Source organism: Burkholderia sp. HI2761 (assembly GCF_002223355.1).
Lineage (GTDB): Bacteria > Pseudomonadota > Gammaproteobacteria > Burkholderiales > Burkholderiaceae > Burkholderia.
In genome coordinates, this window is record NZ_NKFN01000009.1 from 282,855 (window position 1) to 308,232 (window position 25,378).

22 protein-coding genes and 1 pseudogene are annotated in these 25,378 nt (G+C 65.8%); 9 read left to right on the plus strand and 14 right to left on the minus strand.

The features are described from left to right. Window positions 1-28: 28 nt before the first annotated feature. The 3 genes from CFB46_RS33295 (at window position 29) to uvrA (ending at window position 8,911) form a co-directional block, all read left to right on the plus strand. Window positions 29-1,303 (plus strand): dicarboxylate/amino acid:cation symporter, encoded by a 1,275-nt coding sequence (locus CFB46_RS33295; RefSeq protein WP_027786473.1) that lies wholly within the window; start codon window positions 29-31, stop codon window positions 1,301-1,303. Next, window positions 1,300-2,760 carry an amino acid racemase gene (locus tag CFB46_RS33300; RefSeq protein ID WP_175888566.1) on the plus strand — a complete coding sequence of 487 codons (1,461 nt, stop codon included), beginning with the start codon at window positions 1,300-1,302 and terminating at the stop codon, window positions 2,758-2,760. Before CFB46_RS33295 ends, CFB46_RS33300 begins: the two co-directional genes overlap by 4 nt. Before the next feature lie 256 nt (window positions 2,761-3,016). Beyond that, window positions 3,017-8,911 (plus strand): excinuclease ABC subunit UvrA, encoded by a 5,895-nt coding sequence (gene uvrA / locus CFB46_RS33305; RefSeq protein WP_027786475.1) that lies wholly within the window; start codon window positions 3,017-3,019, stop codon window positions 8,909-8,911. 88 nt (window positions 8,912-8,999) lie between these two features. On the opposite strand, the gene CFB46_RS33310 is transcribed toward uvrA, so the two are convergent. From CFB46_RS33310 to CFB46_RS33320, 3 genes are all read right to left on the minus strand, one after another. After that, window positions 9,000-9,941, minus strand: coding sequence for an amino acid ABC transporter substrate-binding protein (locus CFB46_RS33310; protein ID WP_027786476.1), 942 nt, complete (start codon window positions 9,939-9,941; stop codon window positions 9,000-9,002). 13 nt (window positions 9,942-9,954) lie between these two features. After that, window positions 9,955-11,262, minus strand: coding sequence for a dicarboxylate/amino acid:cation symporter (locus tag CFB46_RS33315; protein ID WP_027786477.1), 1,308 nt, complete (start codon window positions 11,260-11,262; stop codon window positions 9,955-9,957). A gap of 258 nt (window positions 11,263-11,520) precedes the next feature. Then, a complete protein-coding gene (locus tag CFB46_RS33320; RefSeq protein ID WP_027786478.1) occupies window positions 11,521-12,438 on the minus strand; it encodes a LysR family transcriptional regulator in 918 nt (305 codons plus the stop codon). Between the two features lie 175 nt (window positions 12,439-12,613). Here CFB46_RS33320 and gltP point away from each other — a divergent pair, with 175 nt between their 5' ends. Both gltP and CFB46_RS33330 read left to right on the plus strand, forming a co-directional pair. Further along, the gene (gene gltP, locus CFB46_RS33325) at window positions 12,614-13,942 is read left to right on the plus strand and encodes a glutamate/aspartate:proton symporter GltP (RefSeq protein ID WP_034185523.1); all 1,329 of its coding nucleotides are present in this window, start codon (window positions 12,614-12,616) and stop codon (window positions 13,940-13,942) included. A 53-nt stretch (window positions 13,943-13,995) separates the two neighbouring features. Then, window positions 13,996-15,255 (plus strand): aminotransferase class V-fold PLP-dependent enzyme, encoded by a 1,260-nt coding sequence (locus tag CFB46_RS33330; protein WP_027786480.1) that lies wholly within the window; start codon window positions 13,996-13,998, stop codon window positions 15,253-15,255. 54 nt (window positions 15,256-15,309) lie between these two features. Here CFB46_RS33330 and CFB46_RS33335 read toward each other — a convergent pair whose 3' ends face one another. The 9 genes from CFB46_RS33335 to CFB46_RS33370 all read right to left on the minus strand — a co-directional run bounded on the left by CFB46_RS33335 (window position 15,310) and on the right by CFB46_RS33370 (window position 19,352). Then, a complete protein-coding gene (locus CFB46_RS33335) occupies window positions 15,310-16,044 on the minus strand; it encodes an ABC transporter substrate-binding protein (protein WP_027786481.1) in 735 nt (244 codons plus the stop codon). A gap of 359 nt (window positions 16,045-16,403) precedes the next feature. Then, window positions 16,404-16,697, minus strand: a complete 294-nt coding sequence (locus CFB46_RS33340) for a hypothetical protein (RefSeq protein WP_155257386.1) — start codon at window positions 16,695-16,697, stop codon at window positions 16,404-16,406. Window positions 16,698-16,791: 94 nt separating this feature from the next. Then, entirely contained in the window at window positions 16,792-16,998 is a 207-nt protein-coding gene (locus CFB46_RS33345; RefSeq protein ID WP_027786482.1) for a hypothetical protein, read from the minus strand. 9 nt (window positions 16,999-17,007) lie between these two features. Beyond that, window positions 17,008-17,220 (minus strand): 30S ribosomal protein S21, encoded by a 213-nt coding sequence (gene rpsU / locus CFB46_RS33350; protein ID WP_027786483.1) that lies wholly within the window; start codon window positions 17,218-17,220, stop codon window positions 17,008-17,010. Window positions 17,221-17,252: 32 nt separating this feature from the next. Beyond that, window positions 17,253-17,462, minus strand: coding sequence for a hypothetical protein (locus CFB46_RS33355; protein WP_027786484.1), 210 nt, complete (start codon window positions 17,460-17,462; stop codon window positions 17,253-17,255). Between the two features lie 48 nt (window positions 17,463-17,510). Beyond that, window positions 17,511-17,795, minus strand: coding sequence for a hypothetical protein (locus CFB46_RS33360; protein ID WP_027786485.1), 285 nt, complete (start codon window positions 17,793-17,795; stop codon window positions 17,511-17,513). 392 nt (window positions 17,796-18,187) lie between these two features. Next, the gene (locus CFB46_RS36185; RefSeq protein WP_175888565.1) at window positions 18,188-18,343 is read right to left on the minus strand and encodes a hypothetical protein; all 156 of its coding nucleotides are present in this window, start codon (window positions 18,341-18,343) and stop codon (window positions 18,188-18,190) included. 246 nt (window positions 18,344-18,589) lie between these two features. Then, window positions 18,590-18,793, minus strand: coding sequence for a cold-shock protein (locus tag CFB46_RS33365; protein ID WP_027786486.1), 204 nt, complete (start codon window positions 18,791-18,793; stop codon window positions 18,590-18,592). Between the two features lie 274 nt (window positions 18,794-19,067). After that, a complete protein-coding gene (locus CFB46_RS33370; RefSeq protein WP_027786487.1) occupies window positions 19,068-19,352 on the minus strand; it encodes a hypothetical protein in 285 nt (94 codons plus the stop codon). 472 nt (window positions 19,353-19,824) lie between these two features. Between CFB46_RS33370 and CFB46_RS33375 the strand changes: the two genes are divergently transcribed. From CFB46_RS33375 to CFB46_RS33385, 3 genes and pseudogenes are all read left to right on the plus strand, one after another. Beyond that, a complete protein-coding gene (locus CFB46_RS33375) occupies window positions 19,825-20,787 on the plus strand; it encodes a chromate resistance protein ChrB domain-containing protein (RefSeq protein ID WP_027786488.1) in 963 nt (320 codons plus the stop codon). Window positions 20,788-20,807: 20 nt separating this feature from the next. After that, the gene (locus tag CFB46_RS33380) at window positions 20,808-21,980 is read left to right on the plus strand and encodes a chromate transporter (RefSeq protein ID WP_027786489.1); all 1,173 of its coding nucleotides are present in this window, start codon (window positions 20,808-20,810) and stop codon (window positions 21,978-21,980) included. Window positions 21,981-21,994: 14 nt separating this feature from the next. Further along, a pseudogene (locus CFB46_RS33385) lies at window positions 21,995-22,069 on the plus strand (chromate resistance protein ChrB domain-containing protein); the annotation flags it as partial. A gap of 37 nt (window positions 22,070-22,106) precedes the next feature. Here CFB46_RS33385 and CFB46_RS33390 read toward each other — a convergent pair. Next, window positions 22,107-23,003, minus strand: a complete 897-nt coding sequence (locus CFB46_RS33390; protein WP_027786490.1) for an oxidoreductase — start codon at window positions 23,001-23,003, stop codon at window positions 22,107-22,109. Beyond that, on the minus strand, window positions 22,990-24,222 hold the full coding sequence (locus tag CFB46_RS33395; protein ID WP_027786491.1) for an MFS transporter: 1,233 nt from the start codon (window positions 24,220-24,222) through the stop codon (window positions 22,990-22,992). The genes CFB46_RS33390 and CFB46_RS33395 overlap by 14 nt, the downstream gene beginning before the upstream one ends. 138 nt (window positions 24,223-24,360) lie before the next feature. Here CFB46_RS33395 and gcvA point away from each other — a divergent pair, with 138 nt between their 5' ends. Next, window positions 24,361-25,293 (plus strand): transcriptional regulator GcvA, encoded by a 933-nt coding sequence (gcvA, locus tag CFB46_RS33400; RefSeq protein ID WP_027786492.1) that lies wholly within the window; start codon window positions 24,361-24,363, stop codon window positions 25,291-25,293. The last annotated feature ends 85 nt before the right edge of the window (window positions 25,294-25,378 follow it).

The following is a 25,378-nucleotide window of genomic DNA, read 5'->3' on the forward strand; positions in this document are numbered from 1 at the left end:
GCACGGCGCCATCCAGGGACGAATGGACATGAAAAATCGCCTTACCTTGAGCATCGCAGTCGGCATGATCGCCGGTGTCGTCGCCGGCTATGCGTGTCACGCGAATATCGCGGACCCGGCCACGCTGAAAACGATCGCCGGCTACTTCTCGATCGTCACCGACATCTTCCTGCGGCTGATCAAGATGATCATCGCGCCGCTGGTGTTCGTGACGCTCGTGTCCGGGCTGGCCGGCATGGACGGCGGCGACGACGTCGGGCGCATCGGCCTGCGCTCGATCGGATGGTTCGTCTGCGCGTCGCTGATTTCGTTGAGTCTCGGCCTCGCGATGGCGAACGTGCTGCAGCCGGGCGCCGGCCTGAACCTCACGCCGGCCGCCGGCGAGGTCGACACCGGGCTGAATACCGCGGCGCTGAACGCGCGGGACGTGATCACGCACGCGTTCCCGACCAGCCTGCTCGACGCGATGGCGCGCAACGACATCCTGCAGATCCTGGTGTTCTCGGTGTTTCTCGGCATCGCACTGAGTGCGTTGAAGCGCGACAAGCGCGTGGCCGTCGTGATCCAGTCGATCGACGGGATGGTGCCGGTGATGCTGCGCCTGACGAACTACGTGATGCGTGCGGCGCCGCTCGGTGTGTTCGGTGCAATTGCTTCGTCGGTCACGCTGCGCGGCCTCGACGTGATCCATACGTACGGGAAGCTGATCGGCGCGTTCTATCTCGGGCTGTTCGTTCTCTGGGCGATCCTGATCGGCGTGGGCTACCTGTTTCTCGGGCGGCGCATCGGGCACCTGCTGAAGGCCGTGCGCGAACCCGCGCTGATCGCGTTCTCGACCGCGAGCAGCGAGGCCGCGTATCCGCGCCTGACCGAGCAGCTCGAGCAGTTCGGCGTCGACAAGAAGGTGGTGGGCTTCACGCTGCCGCTGGGTTACGCGTTCAACCTCGACGGCTCGATGATGTATCAGGCGTTTGCCGCCCTCTTCATCGCGCAGGCATTCGGCGTGCACATGCCGTTGTCGGAGCAGGTGTTCATGCTGCTGGTGCTGATGCTGAGCAGCAAGGGGATGGCCAGCGTGCCGCGCGGGTCGGTGGTCGTGGTCGCGGCGGTCGCGCCGATGTTCCATCTGCCGGCGGCGGGCGTCGCGCTGGTCCTCGCAATCGACCAGATTCTCGACATGGGCCGTACGGTGACGAACGTGATCGGCAACAGCGTGGCGACGGCGGTGATCGCGAAGTGGGAGGAGCGGCGCGCCGCGAAGCCGCGGGATGCCGGGTTCGATCAACCTGAGCTGAAAGCATGATGCGCACGGACCACGTGAACGCGCGGCGCAAATTCGGCGTGGTTGGCGGCCTGGGGCCGCTGGGCGGTGCCGACGTGTTCTTCAAGATGGTGAAGGCGACGCCTGCGTCGTCGGACGAAGCACACCCCGAAGTGATCTTCGAGCAATACCCGTTCAAGGGCGCGGGAGCGGGGAGTGCCGCGACCATCGAACGCAAGCTGTACGTGTTCGACATGATCCGGCAGTTCGAGAAGCGCGGCGTGACGACCGTCGTGCTGCCATGCTTCCTGAGCCACACGTTCATCGACGAGCTGAAGGCGAATACCAGCCTGCCGATCGTCGATATCGTCGAAGCGGTTCGGAGCCACGTGCGGTGCACGTACCCGGCCGCGACGCGTATCGGCGTGCTGGCGTCCGACTACGTGCGGGACAAGCGGCTTTTCGATGCGTATTTTCCGTCGCCGCGGTTCGAAGTCGTCTATCCGCGGCCGCACGGCGGGATCGACCTCGTGACCGAAGCCATCTACGGCGCCGACGGCATCAAACGCGGCAATCTTCGAGGGCGTCCGGTCGAACTGTTGCGCCGCGCGTGCGACGATCTGATCGATCGGGGCGTGCAGGTGATCGTGCCCGGCCTGACCGAGATCGCGCTGGTCGCCGATGAAATCGGTCCGCGGCGCGTGCCGCTCGTGGATTCGAATCTGGCCTATGCGCGGTACGCGCTGACCGGACAGCCGGATTCGCGCGCGGCGGCGTTCAAGATCGGCGTGGTCGGCGGCGTCGGCCCGGCCGCGACGGTCGATTTTCTGGACAAGATCGTGCGCAACACGCCGGCGTCGCGCGATCAGGACCATATCAAACTGCTGGTCGAACAGAATCCGCAGATTCCCGATCGGACCGAGAATCTGGTGGGTACCGGCGCGGACCCGACGATCTCGCTGTACGCAACCTGCAAGAAGCTCGAGGAAGGCGGTGCGGACGTCGTCGCGATTCCGTGCAATACCGCGCACGCGTTCGTCGAACGGATTCAGCCGTACCTCGGGATTCCGATCGTCAACATGCTGACCGTGACGGTCGCCCACTTGCGCGAAACCTGGCCGACGCTGCGCGAGGTCGGCGTGCTGGCGACGTCCGGCACGATCGAAAGCGGCGTTTACGACAAGGCGCTGGAATCGCAAGGGCTCCGGCAAGTCGCGCCGACGTCGGCGTTGCAGGCGCGCGTGATGGAGGCGATCTACGGCAAGCACGGCGTCAAGGCCGGTTTCACGACCGGACGGTGCGAGGAAGATATCGGCGCCGCCGTCGAGGCGTTGATGGCCGACGGCGTGAGCGTGATCGTGCTCGGGTGTACGGAGCTGCCGCTCCTGCTTCCGGGCGGAGAGTACGTCGCGCGCGACGGCAGTCGGGCCACGCTCGTCGACCCGACCGACGTGCTCGCCCGCACGTGCATTGCGTATGCGACGGGGGGCGGCGGCTGAGCCGGTTGGCGTTCGGGGCGGACGTCGCCGGGGCGCGGACGACAAACCCGTTTTGCCGCCCCGATGCCAGGAATGATCTGGAGCGCTTTAGTGCGTTCGCCGGTTCATGGAAAACTGTATGAATATACAGTATAGTATCCGTCGAACTCGGGCCGCGCGGGCATCACTTGTCGCGGCCCGCGCCGCGCCTGCGGGCATCCGCCGCAGCGTTCCGGCACCGTGAACTCTGGCTAACTCATTCAGACGGGCAGGCAAATTGTCATCCAGCAATCTGATCCGCATTCGCGGAGCACGTCAGCACAACCTCAAGAATCTCGATCTCGACCTGCGTACCGGTGAAATGACGGTCGTGACCGGCCCGTCGGGCTCCGGCAAGTCGAGTCTCGTGTTCGACACGCTGTACGCGGAAGGCCAGCGGCGCTACGTCGAAACCTTCAGCGCGTACGCGCGGCAGTTCCTCGACCGGATGGATCGCCCGCAGGTCGAGCGCGTCGACGGCGTGCCGCCCGCGATCGCGATCGACCAGACCAACCCGGTTCGCAGCTCGCGCTCGACCGTCGGCACGATGACCGAGCTGAACGATCACCTGAAGCTGCTGTACGCGCGCGCGGCCGAGCTGTTCGACCGCAAGACCGCGCGGCGGGTGCGGCACGACACGCCGGAGACGATCTACGCGGAACTCGTCGCGCGCACGCAGGCGGACGATCCGCGCGTCGTCGTCACGTTCCCGGTCGAATTGCCGGAGGCGGTGTCCGACGAGGAAATCGCGCAGTGGCTGTCGGCGAGCGGCTACACGCGCGTGCAGGCGCAGCGCGAAGTCGCGTCGCCCACCGGGCCGCGCAAGGTGCTCGACGTGGTGGCCGACCGTTTCCGCGTGCAGCAGGCCGACAAGGTGCGCGTGGTCGAGGCGATCGAGGCGTCGCTGAAGCGCGGCGGTGGCCGCGCGAACGTGTACGTGCTGGCGCCGGAGGCGGAGAACGCGGTGGCCGAGCCGCAGGTGTGGCGCTTCTCCACCGGGTTGCACGATCCCGATAGCGACCTGCGCTACGCGGAGCCGCAAGCGGCGCTGTTCTCGTTCAACTCGGCGTACGGCGCGTGCGAAACCTGTCGCGGCTTCGGCCGCGTGATCGGCGTCGATCTCGGCCTCGTGATCCCCGATGCGCGCAAGACGCTGCGCGGCGGTGCGATCAAGCCGATGCAGACGCCCGCGTGGAAAGAGTGCCAGGACGACCTGATGCGCTACGCGGCGAAGGCCGGCATCCGGCGCGACGTGCCGTGGTCCGAGCTGACGGAGGCCGAGCGCGACTGGGTCGTCGACGGTTCGCCGGACTGGAACGGCAAGTGGCAGAGCCAGTGGTACGGCGTGAAGCGCTTCTTCGGCTACCTCGAATCGAAAGCGTACAAGATGCACATCCGCGTGCTGCTGTCGAAATACCGCAGCTACACGCCGTGCGACGTGTGCGGCGGCGCGCGCCTGAAGACGGAATCGCTGCAATGGCGGCTCGGCTCGAAAGACAATGCCGACGGCGTGCTAGCCCCGGCCGATCGCTTCATGCCGCGCGGCGTCGACTGGAGCCGCGCGCAGCTCGAAGCGCTGCCGGGCCTGACCGTGCACGACCTGATGCTGCTGCCGATCGAGCGCATCCGGCGCTTCTTCGACGACATCGTCCTGCCGAGCGCGCTGCTCGACGATGCCTTGAAGCTGCTGCTCGCCGAAGTGCGCACACGCCTGAAATACCTGTGCGACGTCGGGCTCGGCTACCTGACGCTGGATCGGCAGAGCCGCACGCTCTCGGGCGGCGAGGTGCAGCGGATCAACCTGACGACGGCGCTCGGCACGTCGCTCACGAAAACCCTGTTCGTGCTCGACGAGCCGAGCATCGGGCTGCATCCGCGCGATCTCACGCGGATCGTCGAGGCGATGCACCGGCTGCGCGACGCGGGCAACACGCTGGTCGTGGTCGAGCACGATCCGTCGGTGATGCTCGCGGCCGATCGATTGATCGACATGGGCCCTGGCCCGGGCGAACGCGGCGGCACGATCGTGTACGACGGCACGCCGGCCGACATCCGTTCGGCGCACACGCTGACGGGCGAGTATCTCGGCGGCCGCAAGCAGGTCGCGCATGCGTCGAACTGGGCGCGCCGTCCGGTCGATGCGAACACGCCGCGCATCGTGCTCGAAGGCGCGACCGAGCACAACCTGCGCGACGTCACGGTCGAGATTCCGCTGCAGCGGCTCGTGTGCGTAACGGGCGTATCCGGTTCCGGCAAATCCACGCTGCTGCAGGACGTGCTGTACCCGGCGATGGCGCGCCATCATGGCAAGGCGACCGAGTCGCCGGGTGCGTTTCGCAGCCTCACGGGCGCCGACCAGGTCGGCGACGTCGTGTTCGTCGACCAGTCGCCGATCGGCAAGACCACGCGTTCGAACCCGGCGAGCTACGTCGGCGCGTTCGACGAAATCCGCAAGCTGTTCGCGAAGGCGCCGCTCGCGCTGCAGCGCGGCTACGGCGCCGGCACGTTCAGCTTCAACTCGGGCGACGGCCGTTGCCCGACCTGCGGCGGCTCGGGCTTCGAACACATCGAAATGCAGTTCCTGAGCGACGTCTACCTGCGTTGCCCGGACTGCGACGGCAGCCGCTACCGCGCCGAGATTCTCGAAGTGCGCATCGAGCGCGCGGGCCGCGCGCTGAACATCGCCGATGTACTCGACCTGACCGTCAGCGAAGCGGCCGCGTTCTTCGCGACCGACGCCGAGGTACTGCGCGTGCTGCAGCCGATCGTCGACGTCGGCCTCGAATACGTGAAGCTCGGCCAGCCGGTGCCAACGCTGTCGGGCGGCGAAGCGCAGCGCCTGAAGCTCGCCGGCTTCCTCGCCGAGTCGGCGGCGGCGGCCAACGGGCGCCGGGTCGCGACGGAAGAGGCGCGCATCGCGCGCGCGAAGCTGTTCATGTTCGACGAGCCGACCACCGGGCTGCACTTCGACGACATCGCGAAGCTGATGCAGGCGTTCGGCAAGCTGCTCGCGGCCGGCCATTCGCTGATCGTGATCGAGCACAATCTCGACGTGATCCGCGCGGCCGACTGGCTGATCGATCTCGGCCCGGAAGGCGGCGACGGCGGCGGCCTCGTGCTGTGCGCGGGCACGCCCGACGACGTGAAGGCCTGCGCCGGATCGCATACCGGCGTGGCGCTGCTGCAGTACGACCGCGCGATGGATGGCCGGGCGGCGGTGGCCGACGAAGGCGTGCCGCTGCAGGCCGCGCTCAACGCGGCGCGCGCGCGCCGTGCGATCGAGGGCGAGGACGTCGTGCGGATCGTCAACGCGCGCGAGCACAACCTGAAGTCGCTCGACGTCGACATCCCGCACGGCAAGTTCAACGTGATCACCGGCGTGTCGGGGTCCGGCAAGTCGACGCTCGCGTTCGACATCCTGTTCCACGAAGGCCAGCGCCGCTATCTCGAATCGCTGAACGCGTATGCGCGCTCGATCGTGCAGCCGGCCGGCCGACCCGAGGTTGACGCGGTGTACGGCATTCCGCCGACCGTCGCGATCGAGCAGCGGCTGTCGCGCGGCGGGCGCAAGAGCACGGTCGCGACCACGTCCGAAGTGTGGCACTTCCTGCGGCTGCTGTATGTGAAGCTCGGCCTGCAGCACTGCATCCACGACGGCACGCCGGTCACGTCGCAATCCGTCGAATCGATCGCCGCGCAACTGTTGCGCGATCATCGCGGCGAACACGTCGGGCTGCTCGCGCCGCTCGTCGTCAATCGCAAGGGCGTATATACGGATCTCGCGAAGTGGGCGAAGGCGCGCGGCAGCACGCATCTGCGCGTCGACGGCGAGTTCGTCGCGGTCGACGCGTGGCCGAAACTCGACCGCTTCCGCGAGCACACGATCGAACTACCGGTTGCCGACATCATCGTGTCGCCGGACAACGAGGCCGAGTTGCGGCGCAGGCTCGACGAGACGCTCGAACTCGGCAAGGGCGTGATGCATCTGCTCGCGCCGCTCGACGGGCTGCACGATGCGATGCGCAACGATCATTCGACCGCCCGGGTCGGCGCGGTCAAGGTGCTGTCGGTCAAGCGCGCGTGCCCGGTGTGCGGCACGAGCTATCCGGAGCTCGACCCGCGGATGTTCTCGTACAACAGCAAGCACGGCTGGTGCACGACCTGCGTCGGCACCGGCGTCACGCTCACGCGCGAACAGCGAGCCGCGTACGACGACACGGTGCTCGCCGAGGACGGCCGCGGCCGCGAACAGACGCTGCCGTCGGACGAGCAGGAGCCGGAAGGCGTCGGCAACGAGCCGTGCCCGGATTGCGGCGGTACGCGGCTGAACCCGTCCGCGCGTGCGGTCACGTTCGACGCGCATCCGATCGTCGAGGTCGCGCAATGGACGGTGTCGGACACGCGGCGCTGGATCGACGCGCTGGAACTCACCGGGCGCGACGCGCAGATCGCGCGCGACATCGTCAGCGAGATCGGCAGCCGCCTCGCGTTCCTCGAGGAAGTCGGGCTCGGCTACCTGAGCCTCGACCGCGCGGCGCCGAGCCTGTCGGGCGGCGAAGCGCAGCGTATCCGGCTGGCCGCGCAACTCGGCAGCAACCTGCAGGGCGTCTGCTACGTGCTCGACGAGCCGACCATCGGCCTGCATCCGCGCGACAACCAGATCCTGCTGGACGCATTGCGCAAGCTCGGCGACAAGGGCAATACGCTCGTCGTCGTCGAGCACGACGAGGACACGATCCGCCGTGCCGATCACATCATCGACGTCGGCCCGGGCGCCGGCAAGCGCGGCGGCACGCTGGTCGCGCAAGGCGCGGTCGCCGATCTGGCCGCGCAGGCCGAATCGGTGACGGGGCGCCTGCTCGCCCAGCCGATGCTGCACCCGCTGCAGCCGCGCCGCGGCGTGAGTTTGCCGGGCAAGAAGGGCGGTGCGGCGGTGCCGGACGCCTGGCTGACCGTGCATGGCGCCAAATTGCACAACCTGCGCGACGTCACGGTCGGCATTCCGCTCGCGCGGCTCGTCGCGGTGACGGGCGTCAGCGGGTCGGGCAAGTCGACGCTCGCGCGCGACGTGCTGATGACGAACCTGCTCGACGCGGTCGGCCGCTCGGTGCTGTCGTCGCCGGCCACGCGGCGTGCGCGCAAGGCCGCGCAGCAGGACGCGCCGGCCGCCAACCGCCGCTCGAGCGTGCTCGCGCGCAGCGCGCCGCGGCCGTCGCTGAACGTCACGCATGCGTGGCAGGGCTGCGAGTCGCTCAGTGGCTGGGAGCAGATCGATCGCGTGCTCGAAGTCGATCAGACGCCGATCGGCAAGACCCCGCGCTCGTGCCCGGCCACCTATATCGGCGTGTGGGACACGATTCGCAAGCTGTTCGCCGATACGCTCGAAGCGCGCGCCCGCGGCTATACGGCGTCGCGTTTCTCGTTCAATACCGGCGACGGGCGCTGCCCCGCGTGCGAAGGGCAAGGCGTGCGCACGATCGGCATGAGCTTCCTGCCCGACGTGAAGGTGCCGTGCGACGTGTGTCATGGGCAGCGCTTCAATCCGGAAACGCTTGCCGTCACGTGGCGCGGCCGGAACATCGGCGACGTGCTGACGATGGAGATCGACGAGGCGGTGGAATTTTTCGCGCCGATCTCGAACATCGCGCATCCGCTGCAGTTGATGAAGGATGTCGGGCTCGGCTATCTGACGCTCGGCCAGCCGTCACCGACACTGTCCGGAGGCGAAGCGCAGCGCATCAAGCTCGTCACCGAGCTGACGAAGGTGCGCGACGACGTCACGCGACGCGGCCAGAAGGCGCCGCACACGCTGTACGTGCTCGACGAACCGACGGTCGGCCTGCACATGGCGGACGTCGCGAAGCTGATTCGCGTGCTGCACCGGTTGGTGGACGCAGGGCATAGCGTCGTCGTGATCGAGCACGACCTCGACGTGATCGCGGAAGCCGACTGGATCATCGATCTCGGGCCGGAAGGCGGGGTCGGTGGCGGCACGATCGTCGCGGCGGCTCCGCCGGAAGCGCTCGCGAAGGTGAGCGCGAGCCATACGGGGCAGGCGCTGAAGCCGGTGCTGGCGCGAACGGCCACCGAAGGCGCCGAAGCGGAGCAGCAGGGCGCGGCGCGGGTCGGCTGAACGCGTTGCATCCGGCGAGCGGCCCCGGTGCCTGGCGAGGCATCGGGGCCGCTCTTGTTTCGTCATTCGTCGTTCATGCCGACGCCGCTCAATTCCCGTTGACGCCGATCGTCTCGATGATGGTCTCCAGTTGCGGGCTCATCGGTAGGTTGAGACTCAAGCCCGACGGCAGCGGGCGCAGGAACCAGCGCTTGTACTGGCGCGCGATCTCGCCGTCGGCGGCCAGCTCCTGGAACGTGCTTTTCACGAGCTGGGCGAGCTGCGGATCGTCCCTGCGGAACATGATGCCGTACGGGTCGTACGAGAGAAAATCGCCCACCACGTCGTACTGGCCGCCCTTGCCCGCATTCTCGGCGATCAGCCCGTACAGCAGCACGTCGTCCGTCGCGAACGCGTCGGCGCCGCCGTTCGCGACGAGCGCGAAGCCCTGCGCATGGTCCGGCACCACCTGTAGCTGGATCCCGAGCCTGAACCGCTCGTTCAGGTCGCGCAGCGCCTTCTCGTTGGTCGTGCCGGCCGTCACCGCGACTTTCTTGCCCGAGAGATCGCGGAACGAGCGGATCGGGGCACCTCGTTTCACCATTACCTTCGTGCCGGCCACGAAGATGATCGGCGAGAACGCCACGCGCTTCTGGCGCTCGAGGTTGCTGGTCGTGGAGCCGCATTCCAGATCGACCTTCCCGCCGACCACCGCGTCGATGCGGTTGTCGGACGTGACCGGCACCCACTGGATCGTCAGGCTCCGGTTGATCGCATCCTCGATCGACGACACGAGCGCCTTGCATAGTTCGATCGAATAGCCGATCGGCTGGTTGCGCGCGTTCAGGTACGAGAACGGTATCGACGCGTCGCGATAGCCGAGCGCGATCGTGCCGCTGCCGCGCACCTTCGCGAGCGTGCCGGTCAGTTGGGCCGGCGCGAACGGCTCGACGCGCGGCTGCGTCGAGGGTGCATCTTCCGCGCGCGCGGCCGCGCCCGTGGCGAGCAGGCCCACGAGCGCGAGCGCACGCCAGAATCGCTGCATCTTCATCGCCGGGCCTCCGTCAGACTTCCGTCGGATGTGCGATCGTCGCTTCCTGTTCCGCTTCGATGCGCGCCGCGTTGGCGTCGGCTTCCGCTTCCGACAGGAGCTGGCCTTCCCATTTCGCGACCACCGCGCTGGCGATCGAGTTGCCCACCGCATTGGTGGCCGAGCGGCCCATGTCGAGGAACGTGTCGACGCCGAGAATCAGCAGCAGCCCGGCTTCCGGAAGCCCGAACTGGTGCAGCGTGGCGGCGATCACGACGAGCGACGCACGCGGCACGCCGGCCATCCCTTTCGACGTCAGCATCAGCACCAGCAGCATCGTGATCTGCGTGCCGAGCGACAGGTGCATGTTGTACGCCTGCGCGATGAACAGCGACGCGAACGTGCAGTACATCATCGAGCCGTCGAGGTTGAACGAATAGCCCATCGGCATCACGAAGCTCGAGATCTTGCGGCGCACGCCGAAACGGTCGAGTGCGTCGAGGATCTTCGGGTACGCGGCTTCGGAGCTGGCCGTCGCGAACGACAGCATGAACGCTTCCTTGATCAGCACGAGCAGCTTGAACACGCGGCGGCCGAGGAACAGCAGCCCGGCACACACGAGCAATGCCCAGAGCAGGAACAGGCTGAGGTAGAAGTCGCCCATGAACACCGCGAACTTCAGCAGTACCGACAGCCCGTTGACCGCGACGGTGGCGGCCATCGCGGCCATCACCGCGAGCGGCGCGAGCTTCATCACGTAGCCGGTGATCTTCAGCATCACGTGCGACAACTGGTCGATCGCGGCGATGAGGATCTTGCCGCGCTCGCCGAGTGCAGCGAGCGCGACGCCGAAGAACATCGAGAACACGACGATCTGCAGGATCTCGTTGTTCGCCATCGCCTCGGCGATCGACCTCGGCACCATGTGGCCGACGAAATCCTTCAGCGTGAACTTGGACGTCGCGAGGTTCGCGGATGCGCCGATGTCCGGCAGCGGCAAGCCGAGATTGTCGCCGGGCCGCAGCACGTTCGCCATCAGCAACCCGAGCAGCAGCGAGACCAGCGACGCGGTGACGAACCAGCCGATCGATTTCGCGAACACGCGTCCGACCGATGCCGCGTCGCCCATGTGCGCGATGCCGACGACGAGCGTGGAAAAGACGAGCGGCCCGATCACCATCTTGATCAGACGCAGGAACACGTCGGAGACGAGCGAGATGTAGCCGGCGATTTCGGCGGCGGCCTTCTTGTCCGGAAAGCTCGTGAAGATCATGTAGCCGATCACGATGCCTACCGCCATCGCGATCAGGATCCAGACGGCTGCAGCATTCTTTTTTCGCATCGTGCGCCTCCCATGCAGCGGTTTCGCAATCGGGGATGGGAGGACAATACAGGACCAGAATGGCGATGAACAGTGCAACCGGGTTCGGGTTTGCGCTAGCGCCGGTCGCGGCCGATTGGGCGACGGCGCTTGCGCCGGTGGCGCTTCGTGCCTGCGGCCGGCGCAACCGGATACGGATTGATTGGTGCGGTGCAGCGGATCGCCGGTTCGGCGGCCGCAGAATGGCGATGGGCGATGGGCCGCGCCGCGCCATTCGCCCTAGTCATGCGCCCGCGGATCCAGCAGGCTCGTACTGAAATCGCATGCCTGCGCGGCGAGCCGGACGATCTCGGCGGTCAACGACTGGGCGCGTTCGGCGCGATGCAGCGCGACGTAGCGAACCGGCGGCAGCGCCGGTTGCGTGCGCACGATCTCCAGCGCGTCGCAAGCGACGAGGTGCGCGACGCACGCCTTCGGCAGATAGCTGATGCCGAGGCCCGACAGCGTCAGGCCGATCTGCGCGAGCAGGCTGTTGCTCGACAGCACACGCTGAATCGCGACGCCGTGTTCCTGCAGAAAGCGCGTGTACAGGTGTCCGGTGCCCGACAGGTTCCCCTGCAGGATCAGCGGAAACCGCGCGAGGTCCGTCAACGCAAGGGCGGCCCGGGACGTCGGCACGAATCCGGCCGCGCACATCCACGCGTTGTCGACCTCGCCGACCACCGTCGCCGTGAACGCGTCCGTCGCATGAATCTGCGGGACCACGATCAGATCGATCGTGTCGGCCGCGAGCCGGTCGCGCAGCGTCGCGGTCAGGTCCACCTCGGCCTCCACGTGCACGCGCGGATACGCGGCCTGGATCGCCGCGATCAGGCGCGGCAGCCACGTCAGCGCGGTCAGCTCGGTCACGCCGATCCGCACATGCCGCACCAGCGCTTCCTTCGAACTCATCCGCTCGACCACGCGGTCGCGCTGCTCGAGCAATTCCTTCGCATGGTCGAACAGCTCCGCGCCCTTGTCGGTGAGCCGCGCGCTGCGATGCGCGCGATCGAACACGGTCAGGTCGAACGCGCGTTCGAGTTCCTGGATCCGCTTCGATACGGCCGACTGCGTCGTGTTGAGGCGCGTCGCGGCCGCGTCGAACGAGCCGAGCCGCACGATCCAGTACAGCGCTTCCATCTGCTTGAACGTCAGCATCGCGTGTCACTCGATAGATGAGAAAAAGCGATATGTTCTCATGTCAAAAAATCGCTTTTTTTACCTATTTCGGCTGTTTAAGGTGCTCCCGTTGCGTCGCCGGGCGAGTGCGTTCACCAGAAAACGCACCGCGTCGCGCCCATCGTTCAATCGAACCCCCATTCTTGGAGACTGCATGGACACCGTCATCGATTCCCCGCCCTCCGTCGGCGCGGCCCGCAAGCCGCGCGTCGGTCTTGCGTGGCAGATCGTCATCGGCCTCGTCATCGGCATCGCGACCGGGCTCGTGCTGAACCGGTTTCCTCAATTGCGCGACACGGCCGTGTCCGGGTTGCTGCAGCCGGCCGGCGACATCTTCATCAAGCTGGTGCGGATGATCGTCGTGCCGATCGTGTTCACGAGCATGGTGATCGGCATCGCCGGCGTGGGCGACGGCAAGTCGCTCGGCCGTCTCGGCATCAAGACGCTGCTCTATTTCGAGGTGGTCACGACGATCGCGATCGTGCTCGGCCTCGTGATCGGCAACGTGCTGCAACCGGGCGTCGGCACCGACATGTCGCAACTCGGGCACACCGACATTTCCCGTTACCAGCAGGCCACGCAACAGGTGCAGCAGGCGCACCACGGGCTGATGGCGCTGGTGCTCGGCATCATCCCGGACAACATCGTCGCGTCGATGGCGAAGGGCGACCTGCTGCCGGTGATCTTCTTTTCGCTGCTGTTCGGGCTCGGGCTGCAGTCGGTGCCGGAAGAACATCGCAAGCCGGTGCTCGCGATGCTCAAGGGCGTCGCCGATGCGATGTTCAAGGTGACGAACATGGTGATGCGCTATGCGCCTGTCGGCGTGTGTGCGCTGATCGCGGTGACCGTCGCGAGCTTCGGCTTCGGATCGCTGCTGCCGCTGCTGAAGCTGGTCGCCGTCACTTACTTCGCGATCCTGCTGTTCGCGATCGCCGTGCTCGGCGTGATCGCACGGCTGTTCGGGTTCCGCATCCTGACGCTGCTGCGCGTGATCAAGGACGAGCTGATCATCGCGTTCTCGACCTGCAGCTCCGCGACCGTGCTGCCGCAGCTGATGAAGAAGATGGAGGACTACGGCGTGCCGAAGAGCATCACGACGTTCGTGGTGCCGACCGGCTACACGTTCAACCTCGACGGCGCGTCGATCTATCTCGGCATCGGCACGCTGTTCGTCGCGCAGCTCTACGGCGTGCACCTCGGCTGGCAGCAGCAGGTGCTGCTGACGCTGACCATGGTCGTCACGTCGAAGGGCGCGGCCGGTGTGCCGGGCTTCATGTTCGTGATCATGCTAGCGACGCTCGCGAGCGCCGGGTTGCCGCTCGAAGGGCTCGCGTTCATTGCCGGCGTCGACCGGATCATGGACATGGGCCGCACCGCGCTGAACGTCGTCGGCAACGCGCTTGCGCCGCTCGTCATCGCGAAATGGGAAGGCCGGTACGACGCGGAAAAGGGCCGCGCGTACGTCGAATCGCTGCGCGGCTGAATGCCGCCATGCATGCATCGCACAACATTCCGAAGCAAACAGGAGCATCGAAGATGAGCAGTCCCCGTGGAGCACTTTTTCCCGACGCGTTGATGCAGCAGATCAAGTCGCGCTTTCATCACGTCGATCGCGACGTCGACGGCCGGGAGCGGCTGTTCTTCGACAACGCGGGCGGGTCGTTCCGATTGAAGGCGGCGGTCGACGCGTACGCACGGGTCGATGCGCTGCCCGATTGCCCAGAGCGCATCCATGCGCGCGCGCTCGATCTGCAGGCGGTCCAGTCGCATGGCGAGGACGACGTTCGCACGATCCTGAACGCGCAGGGCGGCACCGTGTATGCGTCGCTGACCGCATCGGGGGCGATGTTCGACATGGTGCGCGCGATCATGGAGAACGTGCCTGGCACCAATGCGGTGACGACCGTGCTCGAGCATCCGTCGTCCTACGATGCGATGACGTATTACGCCGAACGTACCGGCAAGACGCTGCGCATCGCGCCGAGCAATCCGGAGACCGGCGGCGTGGACGTCGACGCGATCGTGTCGCTGGTCGACGCGGATACCGCGCTGCTCAACGTAATGGCTGCGTCGAACATCTCCGGCGCGAAATTCGATATCGAGACGATCGTCGCGCGTGCGCGCGAGAAGAAACCCGATCTGTTCATCGTCGTCGACGCGGTCCAGCATGCGCCGCACGGGATCATCGACCTGCAGCGCACGCCGGTCGACGGGATCAATTTCGCACCGTACAAGTTTTTCGGCTGCCGCGGCTCGGGCATGTCGTGGCTGTCGCCGCGGGCGGCGGCCTTGCCGCATCACCGGCTCGCCGCGAAGGAGAACGGCGTATGGGAACTCGGCAGCCCGGCACCCGCGCAGTTTGCGGTCGTGTCGTCGATCGTCGATTACGTGGCCTGGATCGGCCGGTATTTCATCGATTCGGACGACCGGCGCACGCTGTTCGTCGAGGGCATGCGCCGGATCGAATTGCACGAACGCGCGCTGCTCGCCGCGTTGCTCGACGGTTTGCGCACGCTCGACGGCGTCGACGTCTACTGGGATCATGACGATCTGACGAAGCGCGACCTCATCGTCGGGATCGGCTTCGCGCATCTCGAACCGACGCAGGCGGTGCGGGAATACGAGCAGCGCGGTGTGATCGTGTATGAGCGCGTCGCATCGAGCCTGTATTCGGGCCGGATGCTGAAATCGTTCGGGCTCGCCGGCGCGGTGCGGATCTCGCCGCTCCATTGTCACGCGCCGGACGATATCGCGCGATTCCTCGCGATAACCGAAGCGCTCGCGACGCAACGCTGATCGACGACTCGGCCCGGATCGTCCGGGCCGTGTCGCCTCCGGCGCGATTTTCGATCAGGCTGCCGGCGCGACCGATGCGCCCGTGATGCCGTGCCGGCGCAGCGAATCGGCGACGAAGCCCGACGCCTTCATTTCCTCGACGAATGCGTTCAGTGCCGCGGCGGCCGCGTCGCCGCGACTCTTCGGCACGCCCATCGCCTGCCGGATCACCATGAAGCGCTCGTCGAGCAGGCGCAGGCCGGGCGTTTTCGCGGCGTCGGTTTCGAGCTGCTGCTTCACGCCGGCCGCCACCTCCAGCTTTTGCTCGACGAACGTCGGCACGACGGCTTGCGACGTCGGCGCGCGCACGATCTGCGCCGCTTTCAGTTCGCGGGTGAGGAACAGGTCGTACGCGCTGCCCTTGCCGACGGCCACGCGTTGGTGCGGCTGGTCGACGTCCGCGTTGGCGCGGATCGGCGACGCGTCCGGCACGAGATAGAAGCCTTCGATCAGCACGTACGGCGCGGTGAACGCGACCGTTTCGCCGCGCAGCGGATCGACCGCGAAGAAGCCGAAATCGGCGCGCTCTTCTGTCAGCGCCTGCACCGATTTGCCGGCGGCGTCGAACACCACGAGTTCCAGGTCGGCCGACAGGCGCTCGGCGAATGCACGGGCGAGATCGATCGATACGCCGAACGGTTCGCCCGTGGCCGGGTCGCGGTTCGCGAGGATCGGGTTGCCGAGGTTGATCGATGCGCGGAGCTTGCCGGTGGGGGTGAAGGCGGAGACGACAGCAGGAGCGATGGGCATGAGCGGACTCGCGGGAGGCGTAGGGTCGATAGGGTGACGGGACGCGCGACGGCGCGTCGATGTCGAGCTTATCACCCGAACGTCGGGTATCGCGTGTTGTAGGCGTGTAGGCGTGTAGGCGTGTAGGCGCGTAGGCGTGCCGGCGTCGAAACGTCGAGCCGGGCGCCTTCCGCGTGTCACGTCACCCGCATCGATCGATGCATGCGATGCAGATAGATGCCGCAATTTGCGCTACCGGCGCTCCGTGCTCGCGTCATTGTCTACGCCGAAGCCACGCCGGGAGATCGCGAGGGTACGTACGGGGGGAATCCACGGGGTCGAACTCGAACGTTCTGCCTTACGGCGCAGCGGAATCGAGGTCAGACATGCTCGCGAAGGTAGCGGACGCATTTCATCCGCAGGCTCGACCGATCTCCCAGGGCGTCCGGCGATGCGGGCGTCGGGGCCGGTTCGGCATTCGCGAGCGGTTCCGCGAATGCGGTGCTGTCGGCCGGGCGGGCCGATTTCGCGATCTGAAGGGAAGCGTGGCCTATCCAGACGCGGTCGCGCCACTCGCATTTCGCGCGATGGATAACCAGCCACGCTTGCAGCGATTCGACGAGCTGGAACGGTGAAAGCCACTCGCGCGTCTGCCTGCGGGTGACGAGTTGCATGACAACGAGGAAGTAGAGCAAATCTACGTACTTGGTCCGGCCGCGCATAGTCCGTCTTGTGATTGTCGATACTTGCGATTGCGCCGGTGCCGGCTCACCGTTGAACGCTGAGCGCCTTCTCGATCGCGGCAATCAGTTTGAACGCATCGCTGCGCCCGATCAGCAACCCGCGGCTGGTGTACTCGCACCCGAATGCATAGAAGCTCGGCAGCAGCGTCACCATGTCGCTCTGCTGATCGAAATCGACTTCGCATTTCGTCAGGGGGAAGAACGGAGGCGCCTCGGCCGGCATGTTGTGCACGATGTTCTCCTAGTACATTTTTCGGGGCGGCAACATGCGCTTCGCCCTCAAGCGCTGTCTGGAAACGGCGCTGGCCTTTTTCCGCTTGCGCTCCGTCGTCGGCTTCTCGTAGCCGGTGCGACTGCGCAATTCGCGAATCAGCCCGGTTTTCTCGATGCTGCGCCGGAATCGTCGCAGCGCGACATCGATCGGTTCGTTGAGCTTCAGCGTGATTGTCGTCATGTAGATCCTGTCGGAAAGATTTGAACGGAAAGCTAGCCGAGCCGTGTCATGACGGCGCTCGCTATCTCGTCGGATTCGAATTCCGAATATCCTGCTCCGATCGATAACGCACGTACCGCCATGAACATGTGCAGCTCCGGTTGGTGGCACATCGCTGAATCGGCGATTCCGGCGGGGACGGCGGTGTCGAGCCGGGTCACTTCACGTCGTCCGATCAAGCCGAGCAGTTCGTCGATGATCATTTCGCCCTCCAGAATGCCGAAAAAATGATGTTGCACTGCCGAGCCGCTTCAGCGCGGGATGGAAAAGAACCCCTGCTTGTCGCGATTGTCGTCGATGATGTTCTCGGCGTAGCGCACCGATGCACGACGGGCGTCACCGGCGTTGTCGAATGGGGATGCGTCGCCCAATCGGAACGTCTGGCTCTGCGTCAGCGTATCGGTGGCATCGCGAAGGCAAATCTTGACTGCCGCGTCGAATCCGGCGTCGTAGTTATGCGGGCAGCCATTCAGCGCCGGCACATGGGGGTAAATCAGTGGATAAATTTCGAATCCACGGTAGACATGCATGCTCATGAGAAACTCCTGGCGTTCAGCCATGACGAGTCGCATGGGCGAACACATCCGGCCGGTATTCCCGTTGCGGGGCGGGCCAGTGGGTGAAGGGGACAACGTTGCAGCGCGAAGGAGGGGCGATGCAGCAAGCGGGCGGGTGGAGGGGCGAACGGTCAAAGGATGGCTGATCGCTCGAATGAACCCATCATACGCGCATCGTTTGTCGAACGCCCACTTTATTCCGGGTGGGCGCAAGCACGCACCTTCACACGGTGCGGGTGGCCGGATCGTGGACACGGTGCCGGCGCGTGCATCCCGATCCGTACGCGTCGACCGTCACGCCGTTTCCGGTGTCACGCGGAATCTGCCGTCGGGAAGGACTTCATCGAGGACGCCGCGCGGTTCCGCGCGCGTTATTGCGCAGCAAGCGGGCGTTTCTTCGCGCGCGATTTCGTGGCGGCGGGCGGCTCGGGCGGCACCCAGTTCAATGCGGTGCCCAGCTTCGGCAGGGCCATGGCTTGCTTGGCACGCGGAGGCACCTTGTTGCTGCGAGGCTGGCTTCGGGTCATGCGGATTCTCCTGCTGCGCCGCTTGCGCGGGTCGGTGAGCACGACGTGCGCCGACCGCGCTCGTGCGATTGAACGTGCGCGCGGCGATCGATGTTCGGGTACCGGTATACGCACAGGGACGATGGCCGGATGCGAAGCGGACCGCCGCGCCGAGCCTGCGTCGAATCGCATTGCCTGCGACGGAGGGCGTGGCACGTGAAGCGGCAGCGATGTGCCGCTTCGTGAACGGGACTGCCGGTTCAGCGATTACAGCGGGGTGATGTTCGATGCTTGCAGGCCTTTGGGGCCGTTCTTCGTTTCGAAGCTGACCTTCTGACCTTCCGCGAGGGTCTTGAAGCCGTCGCTGCGAATCTCGGAGAAGTGGGCGAACAGATCGTCGCCGCCCTTGTCGGGGGTGATGAAGCCAAAGCCTTTGCTGTCGTTGAACCACTTGACGGTACCGGTATCCATATTAGATCTCCTGAAAATGAACGAGCGAATGTGCCCCGAATGGACGAGGGGAAAAGAATCAAGGAGGGAGAGGACAACGAATACCGCAGGCTGCGGTCGATGATGAGCAGCAATCGCGCTTCTTGAATACTTCTGCGGCCGACAGTACGCGTCGGCAGGAAATGTGTCAAGCGCTTTCGGCCTCGGGGCCAGAAGCGTGACGCTTCTTCGGGCTGCGGCCAATCGCTTGCCGCATGCACGTCGCGCCGTGCGATGCGCGGTTCCGGCGATGACGTCAGAGCGTCGTCAGCAACTGCAACTGACGTTCGGTCTCGTTTCCCGCGACCAACGAAAAGAACCCGGTCTCGCGACGTTCGACTACCGTGAGCCCTTCGTTGTCGGAAAAGACGTTCCACGCGCTGTCGTCGACACGTGCGATCGCTCCGCGCGTGCGCGCGAATGCCAGCAATAGCGGGCTCGCTTGGCGGCGGAGCACTTGACGATCCGAATTCAGCACATAGGGCGGCCAGCCGGCCCGAAGGACGAGATAGTAAGGAATGGAGCCGGGATCGATTGTCATTGGGGCGGTTTCATGTGCGGGGCTGCGTTTGCCGTCCAGCTGCATTCGGAACGGTGTCGGGGCAAGCGGGCGATGGATCGACGGGAGTTCGCCGTGGCATACTGACAGTTTATGCGTTGAACCGCTCGATTCGCAGAATATCGTCACGATGTCCGGCGGCGTCGAGCGCGTATCCGGTTTCGATTGGGGTTGCGGCTCAGCGACGACGCGATCGGCCGTCGGGTGGCGCGCACTCGATCAGGACACGATACGCATGTTCCGATGTCGTCGCGCGCGGCTTCGGCGTTTATTACGTGATACCGGACGTTCTGTCCATTTCGTCGATATGTCGATCCGGATGGCGCGGGTGTTGTCGACGATCGTTATTTTGGCGTTCCTGCTCCACACGTCGAGCGGAGCTGCCTGCTGCCGAAACGTTGTAGCGATATCTACCGAATTGCAGTGTTCGTGACGGCAAATTATGCTGCCCATCATGAATGCCGCCCCGACTTCCTGGCTCCTGTTGATCGTCAGTCTGCCGAACTCCGGCGCGACTGCCCGCATGCGCATCTGGCGCACCGTCAAGGCGCTCGGCTGCGGCGCGCTGCGGGACGGCGCATACCTGTTGCCGGCGCATGCCGAGCAGGCGGCGCAGTTGCGCGAGCTGGCCGACGACGCGCGTAACGGCGAAGGGCATGCGTGGGTGCTGGATGTCCGTGCGGACGATCCGGCTGACGAAAGCGCGTACGAGTCGCTGTTCGATCGCGCGGGAGATTACGCGGACTGGCTCGCCGAGCTTTCGGAAGCCCGCAAGACGCTGCCCGATCTGGCGGTGGCCGATCTCAATCGCCTGCAACGCCGTCACGCTCGCACGTACGAGGCCATTCGAAGCATCGATTTCTTTCCCGGCGAAACCTCGCTGCGCGCGCTTGCGCAATGGCGGGATTTCACCGCCGCGGTCGAGGCGTTGCGCTCCCCCGGCGAGCCGCATGCGGCCCAACGCGGCATCCCACGTCGCGACCGTGCGCAGTATCAGGGCAGGCTGTGGGCGACGCGCCGTCACCTGTGGGTGGATCGCGTCGCCAGCGCGTGGTTGATTCGGCGTTTCATCGATCCGCATGCGCGCTTCGTGTGGCTGGACAACCTCGCCGATTGTCCGGTCGATGCGCTCGGCTTCGATTTCGACGGCGCTCCGTTCACGCATGTGGGCGATCGCGTGTCGTTCGAGGTGCTGGTCGCGAGCTTCGGATTCGGCGACGACGACGGACTCGTCCGGTTGGGCGCCATGGTGCATGCGCTGGATGTGGGCGGCGCCGCCGTACCGGAAGCCGGCGGATTCGAGGCCATTCTCGCGGGCGCCCGCAAGCGTCTTGCCGACGACGATGCGTTGCTGATCGAGATCGGCGCCGTACTCGATTCGTTGTACGTGCATTTCAGCGGCAACCGACAATCCTGACCTTGTTACCCGCCCGCAACATGGATACACATCGCGACCGCCCGGCCTATACGCTGTGGCAACTGATCCTGTACTTCGCGTGGCTCGGCGCGACGGGTTTCGGCGGGCCAGTCGCGCTTGCCGGCTACATGCATCGGGATCTCGTGGACACGCGCCGATGGATCGCGGACGCGGACTACAAGGAAGGCCTGGCGCTCGCGCAACTCGCCCCGGGCCCGCTTGCCGCGCAACTGGCGATCTATCTCGGCTATGTGCACTACCGTATCGTCGGCGCCACGATGGTCGGGATCGCGTTCGTGCTGCCGTCGTTTCTGATGGTGGTGCTGCTCGGCTATGCATACACGCGATTCGGCGGGCTGACGTGGATGCAGTCGGTGTTCTATGGCGTCGGCGCGGCGGTGATCGGCATCATCGCGATCAGCGCGCGCAAGCTGACCGCGAAAAGCATCGGTCACGACAAACTGCTGTGGGCGATCTATCTCGCGCTGGTAGCCGTGACAGTGATCACCGAATCGGAAGCGGCGTGGCTGTTTCTCGCGGCGGGCCTGCTCGTCTGGTTCACGCGCTCGCCGCCCAGGTGGTTGCGCCAGCGGCGCGTCAATGCGGTCGTGGCATTGCCCGTCTCGGCCGCCGGCACGTGGTTCGGTATCGTGGCCTGGCCGCAGCTCGCGCAACTCGCCGTCTTCTTTGCGAAGGCCGGCGCCTTCGTGTTCGGCTCGGGGCTCGCGATCGTGCCGTTCCTCTATGGCGGCGTGGTCACCGAGCACCATTGGCTCAACGAGAAGCAGTTCGTCGACGCCGTGGCGGTCGCGATGATCACGCCGGGTCCGGTCGTCATCACGGTGGGCTTCATCGGCTATCTGGTGGCGGGGTTGCCCGGCGCGTGCGTCGCGGCAGCCGGCACGTTCCTGCCGTGCTACTTGTTCACGGTGGTGCCGGCCCCGTACTTCAAGAAGTACGGCAGGCTGCCGGCGATTCTGGCATTCGTCGACGGGGTGACGGCCGCGGCCGTCGGCGCGATCACGGGGTCGGTGATCGTGCTGGCCCGACGTTCGATCGTCGACGTGCCGACTGCGTTGATAGCGCTCGCGACGATCGTGCTGTTGGTCAGGTTCAGGAAGCTGTCGGAGCCGGTGGTCGTCGGCGGGGCCGCCGTGATGGGCCTGATCGTGTACCCGCTGTTGCATCACTGACCGTGGAGGCCGCCATGCAATGGATTACGCGACGACGTCCGAAAATCGACAGGGTCGCTTGTCCCTGGCTCATTGCCCGTTTCATCGAACTCACACTGGTCCGACTGGATAGAGCGTTTCTCGCTATCAGCCCGGCCCGTCGCTGGCGGCCGCGAGAAGCGGCACGACCAGATCGCTGATCGGCGTCGGAATGCCATGAGTTCGCCCGTATCGCTGCACGACGCCGTTTCGGCAGTCCCATTCGAGGGGGCGGTTGCCTTGCCGGTCGGCAAGAATCGACGTACCTAAATCAGGCGGAAAGCCATGGAATCCCTCGACGATTTCCAGCGGCACTTCATCGCCGAGCTTCGCGCCCTCCGCACGCGCGACCTCGAGACATTCCCGCAGGTAGGCAAGCGACAGTTCGGTGATGTCGCTTCGCGAGAACATGCCGGCGCGGCGACCGGTCAGCACCATGAGTCCCGCCACCGCGTTCTGCAACAGCTTTCGCCACGCGAGCGAGACGAAATCCTCCGCCACCTCGGGCGAGCATCGCGTGCCGCGCAAAGCCGAGACCACCACGTTGCTCGCCGGCGTATCGGGCAGGGTGAGCCGCGGCTTGCCCCGCAGCCACACCGACGCACCCGATTCGCGCTGCGCCGGAAACCAGACGACCGATGGCACGACCTCGGCGCCGGCCGCATGCGGTGCGAACGCGGCTTTCTGCTCGACGCCGTTTTGCAGCACGCAGACGACGGTATTCGCATCGCATAGCGCGGCGAGCCAGGGTGCCGCGCTCGCCACCTGCGTCGACTTGACCGCGACGAACACGACATCGACCCTTTCCTTGATCGCTTGCGGATCGGTCAGTACGGGCCCGGGTACGACGATCTCGCCGCCATCGAAGCGCAACTTCAGTTGTTCGTGCGCCGAGCGGCCGCAGATCACCGGCGTGCGGCCGGCTTCATGAAGGGCCGCGGCGACGGTCGTTCCGATTGCGCCGGGACCGACGAGGGCGACGCTCGGGTAGTCAGACTTCATCATGGGGTTCATCCTGTCGAAAGTTATCCGCCAGATGCGGGCGCAGTGCGAGGGCGAGCGGAAAAATCGCCAGCGCGGTCAACGCCGTCGCATACGTGGCGCCGTGCACACCGATCCTGTCGCCCAGGAAACCGTAGAGAACCGGCGATAGCGCGCCCGATGCGATCGTCCCGGTATAGAAAATCGCGAATGCGCGCTCGGTGCGCTCGGGCGCGGACATCTCCGGGACGGTTCCGTACAGCACCGACGAAGTGCCGTTGAGCATCATGCCCAGAATCGGCAGCGACACCATGGTAAGCGCCAACGGGAGATACATCACCGCGATGATGCACACAGCCGTGCCGCCCTCCGTGAGCAGCACCGTCGTCACCGTACCCATGCGCGCGCCGAGCCAGCCGCACATGAATTTGCCGGCCGCGCCCCCGATGAAAACGAGCGCAAGGGCCGTGCCCAGCAGTGGAGGCGAGACACCCTTCGCCTGGAGCAGGAACGGCAGAAAGGTAAGCAGTCCCATGCGTACGGCCGTATCGAGCACGCCGATGGAAAACAGCGCGGAGAATCCGCTTTTTCCCGTGCCGCCGCGTTGAGCGGACGCTTGTTCTTTTGCCGGCGCTTTTCCGGCGCCGCGCGGCACGGCGGGAAACCAGAGCGCGATGACGGCGGCCACGACGCAGCCCAGCCCGGCGACGATCCATAGCGCATGACGCCACGGCATCATCGTCACGAGCAGCGAAATGGCGGCCGGCAGTGCGGATTTCCCCAGATCGCCGGAAAAGTTGTAGATGCTCAGCGGGCCTCTCGCGTCGCGCCCGTAGACGCGGGAGACGGCGCCCGATGCGATCGGATGCTGCGTGCTGGAGCCGCCGCCCGAAATCGCCAGCGCGACGCCCAAGCCGAGCAGGCCGCCCGACATGCCCGCGATCGCATAGCCGAGCGCGGCGAGCAGCGTACCGAGTGCGAGCGTCGCTCGGCTGCCCAGACGTTGTGCGAGACGCCCGGCGGACAACTGCAGCGTCGCCATCGTGCCCGCATAGACGCCGCGCAGGATAGCCAGGGCCGCAAAGTCGAGTCCGAATTCCGACTGCCACACGGGTAGCAGCGCGTAGATCATGTCCGTATAGCCGTCGTGCATCGCGTGGGCAATGCACGATAGCCATAGCACGCGCGGCCGCGATGGCGCAGTTTCCCGCACGACGGAAGGGGAAAAAACCGGCAAGCGCATCGTCATTCTCTCCGTACGAGCGGTGGATGAAAGGCGCTCGTGGTGTGGTTTTCAGGCTCGACGTGTAAATTTTATGACCGGGATACCGGTCATTTCAATTGAGCTAAAATCCCGTCAACGGAGAGAAAAAGTCACGTCATGAACGAAAGCCGAGGTGCTGCGAAGCACCGGGACGAGTTGCCCCCGCTCAATGCGCTGCGCGCTTTCGACGCGGTCGCGCGGCACGGCAGCTTCGCGGGTGCCGCGGCGGAACTGCACGTTACCCACTGGGCCGTCGGAAAACAGATCCGATTGCTGGAAGACTGGTTCGGCCTGCCGTTGTTCGATCGTCGTCCTCGCGGCGTCGTGCTGACCGACGAAGGCGCCGCGTTGCTGAATGACGTCAGTCACGCGTTCGAGCGTCTCGGTACCGCGGTGGTACGGCTGCGCCACAACCCGTTCGCGCACCGGATCTCGGGCGTCGTGCGGGTGAATGTGCCGATGAGCTTTGCGCTTTGCTGGCTGTTGCCGCGGCTCGCCGATTTCCATTCGCGGTACCCCGACGTCGATGTCAGGGTGTCGACGACATCGCGCAAGCTGCGCTATGTCGCCGACGCTTTCGATATCGGTGTTCGCTCCGGTCCGGAGCAAGGCGCGGGCGTCGTGTCGCGCCCGTTGATGCCCGACTTGCGCGTACCGGCCTGCAATCCCGCATTGCTGCGCCAGCATCCGATACAGAGCGTGACCGACCTGCGCCATCACACGCTGCTGCATTCGGCCACGACGCGCTCCGCCTGGTCGCACTGGTTGAAGGAAGCGGGTGCTTCCGATCTGCGAGCCGCCCGCCATGTCGAATTCGATCACGTGAATCTTCAGCTTGGCGCGGCCATCGAGGGGCTCGGTGTGGCGCTGGCGTCGCTGCCGCTGATCGGGCGCGATCTTGCCGAGGGGCGCCTCGTGTGTCCGATCGCATCGCCGGTATGGCGTGCCGACGATTACATGCTGGTGACGAACGCCGATCGCGCCGACGATGCGGCCGTGTCCGCGTTCGAGGCGTGGATGGAAGGCATGGCGAATCAGGAGGGTGGCTAGGTTCGCGGACTGGAGCGGGCGGTGAGGCTGCGCCGCGAGCGAATGAAACCCCATGGCCTTTCAGGTTTCCCGATCGTGGGGTTCG

What these genes read in the sequence shown, in the direction of transcription:
- CFB46_RS33295 (WP_027786473.1), top strand. Translation starts at nt 29, where the DNA reads ATGAAAAATCGCCTTACCTTGAGCATCGCAGTCGGCATGATCGCCGGT.
- CFB46_RS33300 (WP_175888566.1), top strand. Translation starts at nt 1,300, where the DNA reads ATGATGCGCACGGACCACGTGAACGCGCGGCGCAAATTCGGCGTGGTT.
- CFB46_RS33310 (WP_027786476.1), bottom strand. Translation starts at nt 9,941, where the DNA reads ATGAAGATGCAGCGATTCTGGCGTGCGCTCGCGCTCGTGGGCCTGCTC.
- CFB46_RS33315 (WP_027786477.1), bottom strand. Translation starts at nt 11,262, where the DNA reads ATGCGAAAAAAGAATGCTGCAGCCGTCTGGATCCTGATCGCGATGGCG.
- CFB46_RS33320 (WP_027786478.1), bottom strand. Translation starts at nt 12,438, where the DNA reads ATGCTGACGTTCAAGCAGATGGAAGCGCTGTACTGGATCGTGCGGCTC.
- gltP (WP_034185523.1), top strand. Translation starts at nt 12,614, where the DNA reads ATGGACACCGTCATCGATTCCCCGCCCTCCGTCGGCGCGGCCCGCAAG.
- CFB46_RS33330 (WP_027786480.1), top strand. Translation starts at nt 13,996, where the DNA reads ATGAGCAGTCCCCGTGGAGCACTTTTTCCCGACGCGTTGATGCAGCAG.
- CFB46_RS33335 (WP_027786481.1), bottom strand. Translation starts at nt 16,044, where the DNA reads ATGCCCATCGCTCCTGCTGTCGTCTCCGCCTTCACCCCCACCGGCAAG.
- CFB46_RS33340 (WP_155257386.1), bottom strand. Translation starts at nt 16,697, where the DNA reads ATGCAACTCGTCACCCGCAGGCAGACGCGCGAGTGGCTTTCACCGTTC.
- rpsU (WP_027786483.1), bottom strand. Translation starts at nt 17,220, where the DNA reads ATGACGACAATCACGCTGAAGCTCAACGAACCGATCGATGTCGCGCTG.
- CFB46_RS33355 (WP_027786484.1), bottom strand. Translation starts at nt 17,462, where the DNA reads ATGATCATCGACGAACTGCTCGGCTTGATCGGACGACGTGAAGTGACC.
- CFB46_RS33360 (WP_027786485.1), bottom strand. Translation starts at nt 17,795, where the DNA reads ATGAGCATGCATGTCTACCGTGGATTCGAAATTTATCCACTGATTTAC.
- CFB46_RS36185 (WP_175888565.1), bottom strand. Translation starts at nt 18,343, where the DNA reads ATGACCCGAAGCCAGCCTCGCAGCAACAAGGTGCCTCCGCGTGCCAAG.
- CFB46_RS33365 (WP_027786486.1), bottom strand. Translation starts at nt 18,793, where the DNA reads ATGGATACCGGTACCGTCAAGTGGTTCAACGACAGCAAAGGCTTTGGC.
- CFB46_RS33370 (WP_027786487.1), bottom strand. Translation starts at nt 19,352, where the DNA reads ATGACAATCGATCCCGGCTCCATTCCTTACTATCTCGTCCTTCGGGCC.
- CFB46_RS33375 (WP_027786488.1), top strand. Translation starts at nt 19,825, where the DNA reads ATGAATGCCGCCCCGACTTCCTGGCTCCTGTTGATCGTCAGTCTGCCG.
- CFB46_RS33380 (WP_027786489.1), top strand. Translation starts at nt 20,808, where the DNA reads ATGGATACACATCGCGACCGCCCGGCCTATACGCTGTGGCAACTGATC.
- CFB46_RS33390 (WP_027786490.1), bottom strand. Translation starts at nt 23,003, where the DNA reads ATGATGAAGTCTGACTACCCGAGCGTCGCCCTCGTCGGTCCCGGCGCA.
- CFB46_RS33395 (WP_027786491.1), bottom strand. Translation starts at nt 24,222, where the DNA reads ATGCGCTTGCCGGTTTTTTCCCCTTCCGTCGTGCGGGAAACTGCGCCA.
- gcvA (WP_027786492.1), top strand. Translation starts at nt 24,361, where the DNA reads ATGAACGAAAGCCGAGGTGCTGCGAAGCACCGGGACGAGTTGCCCCCG.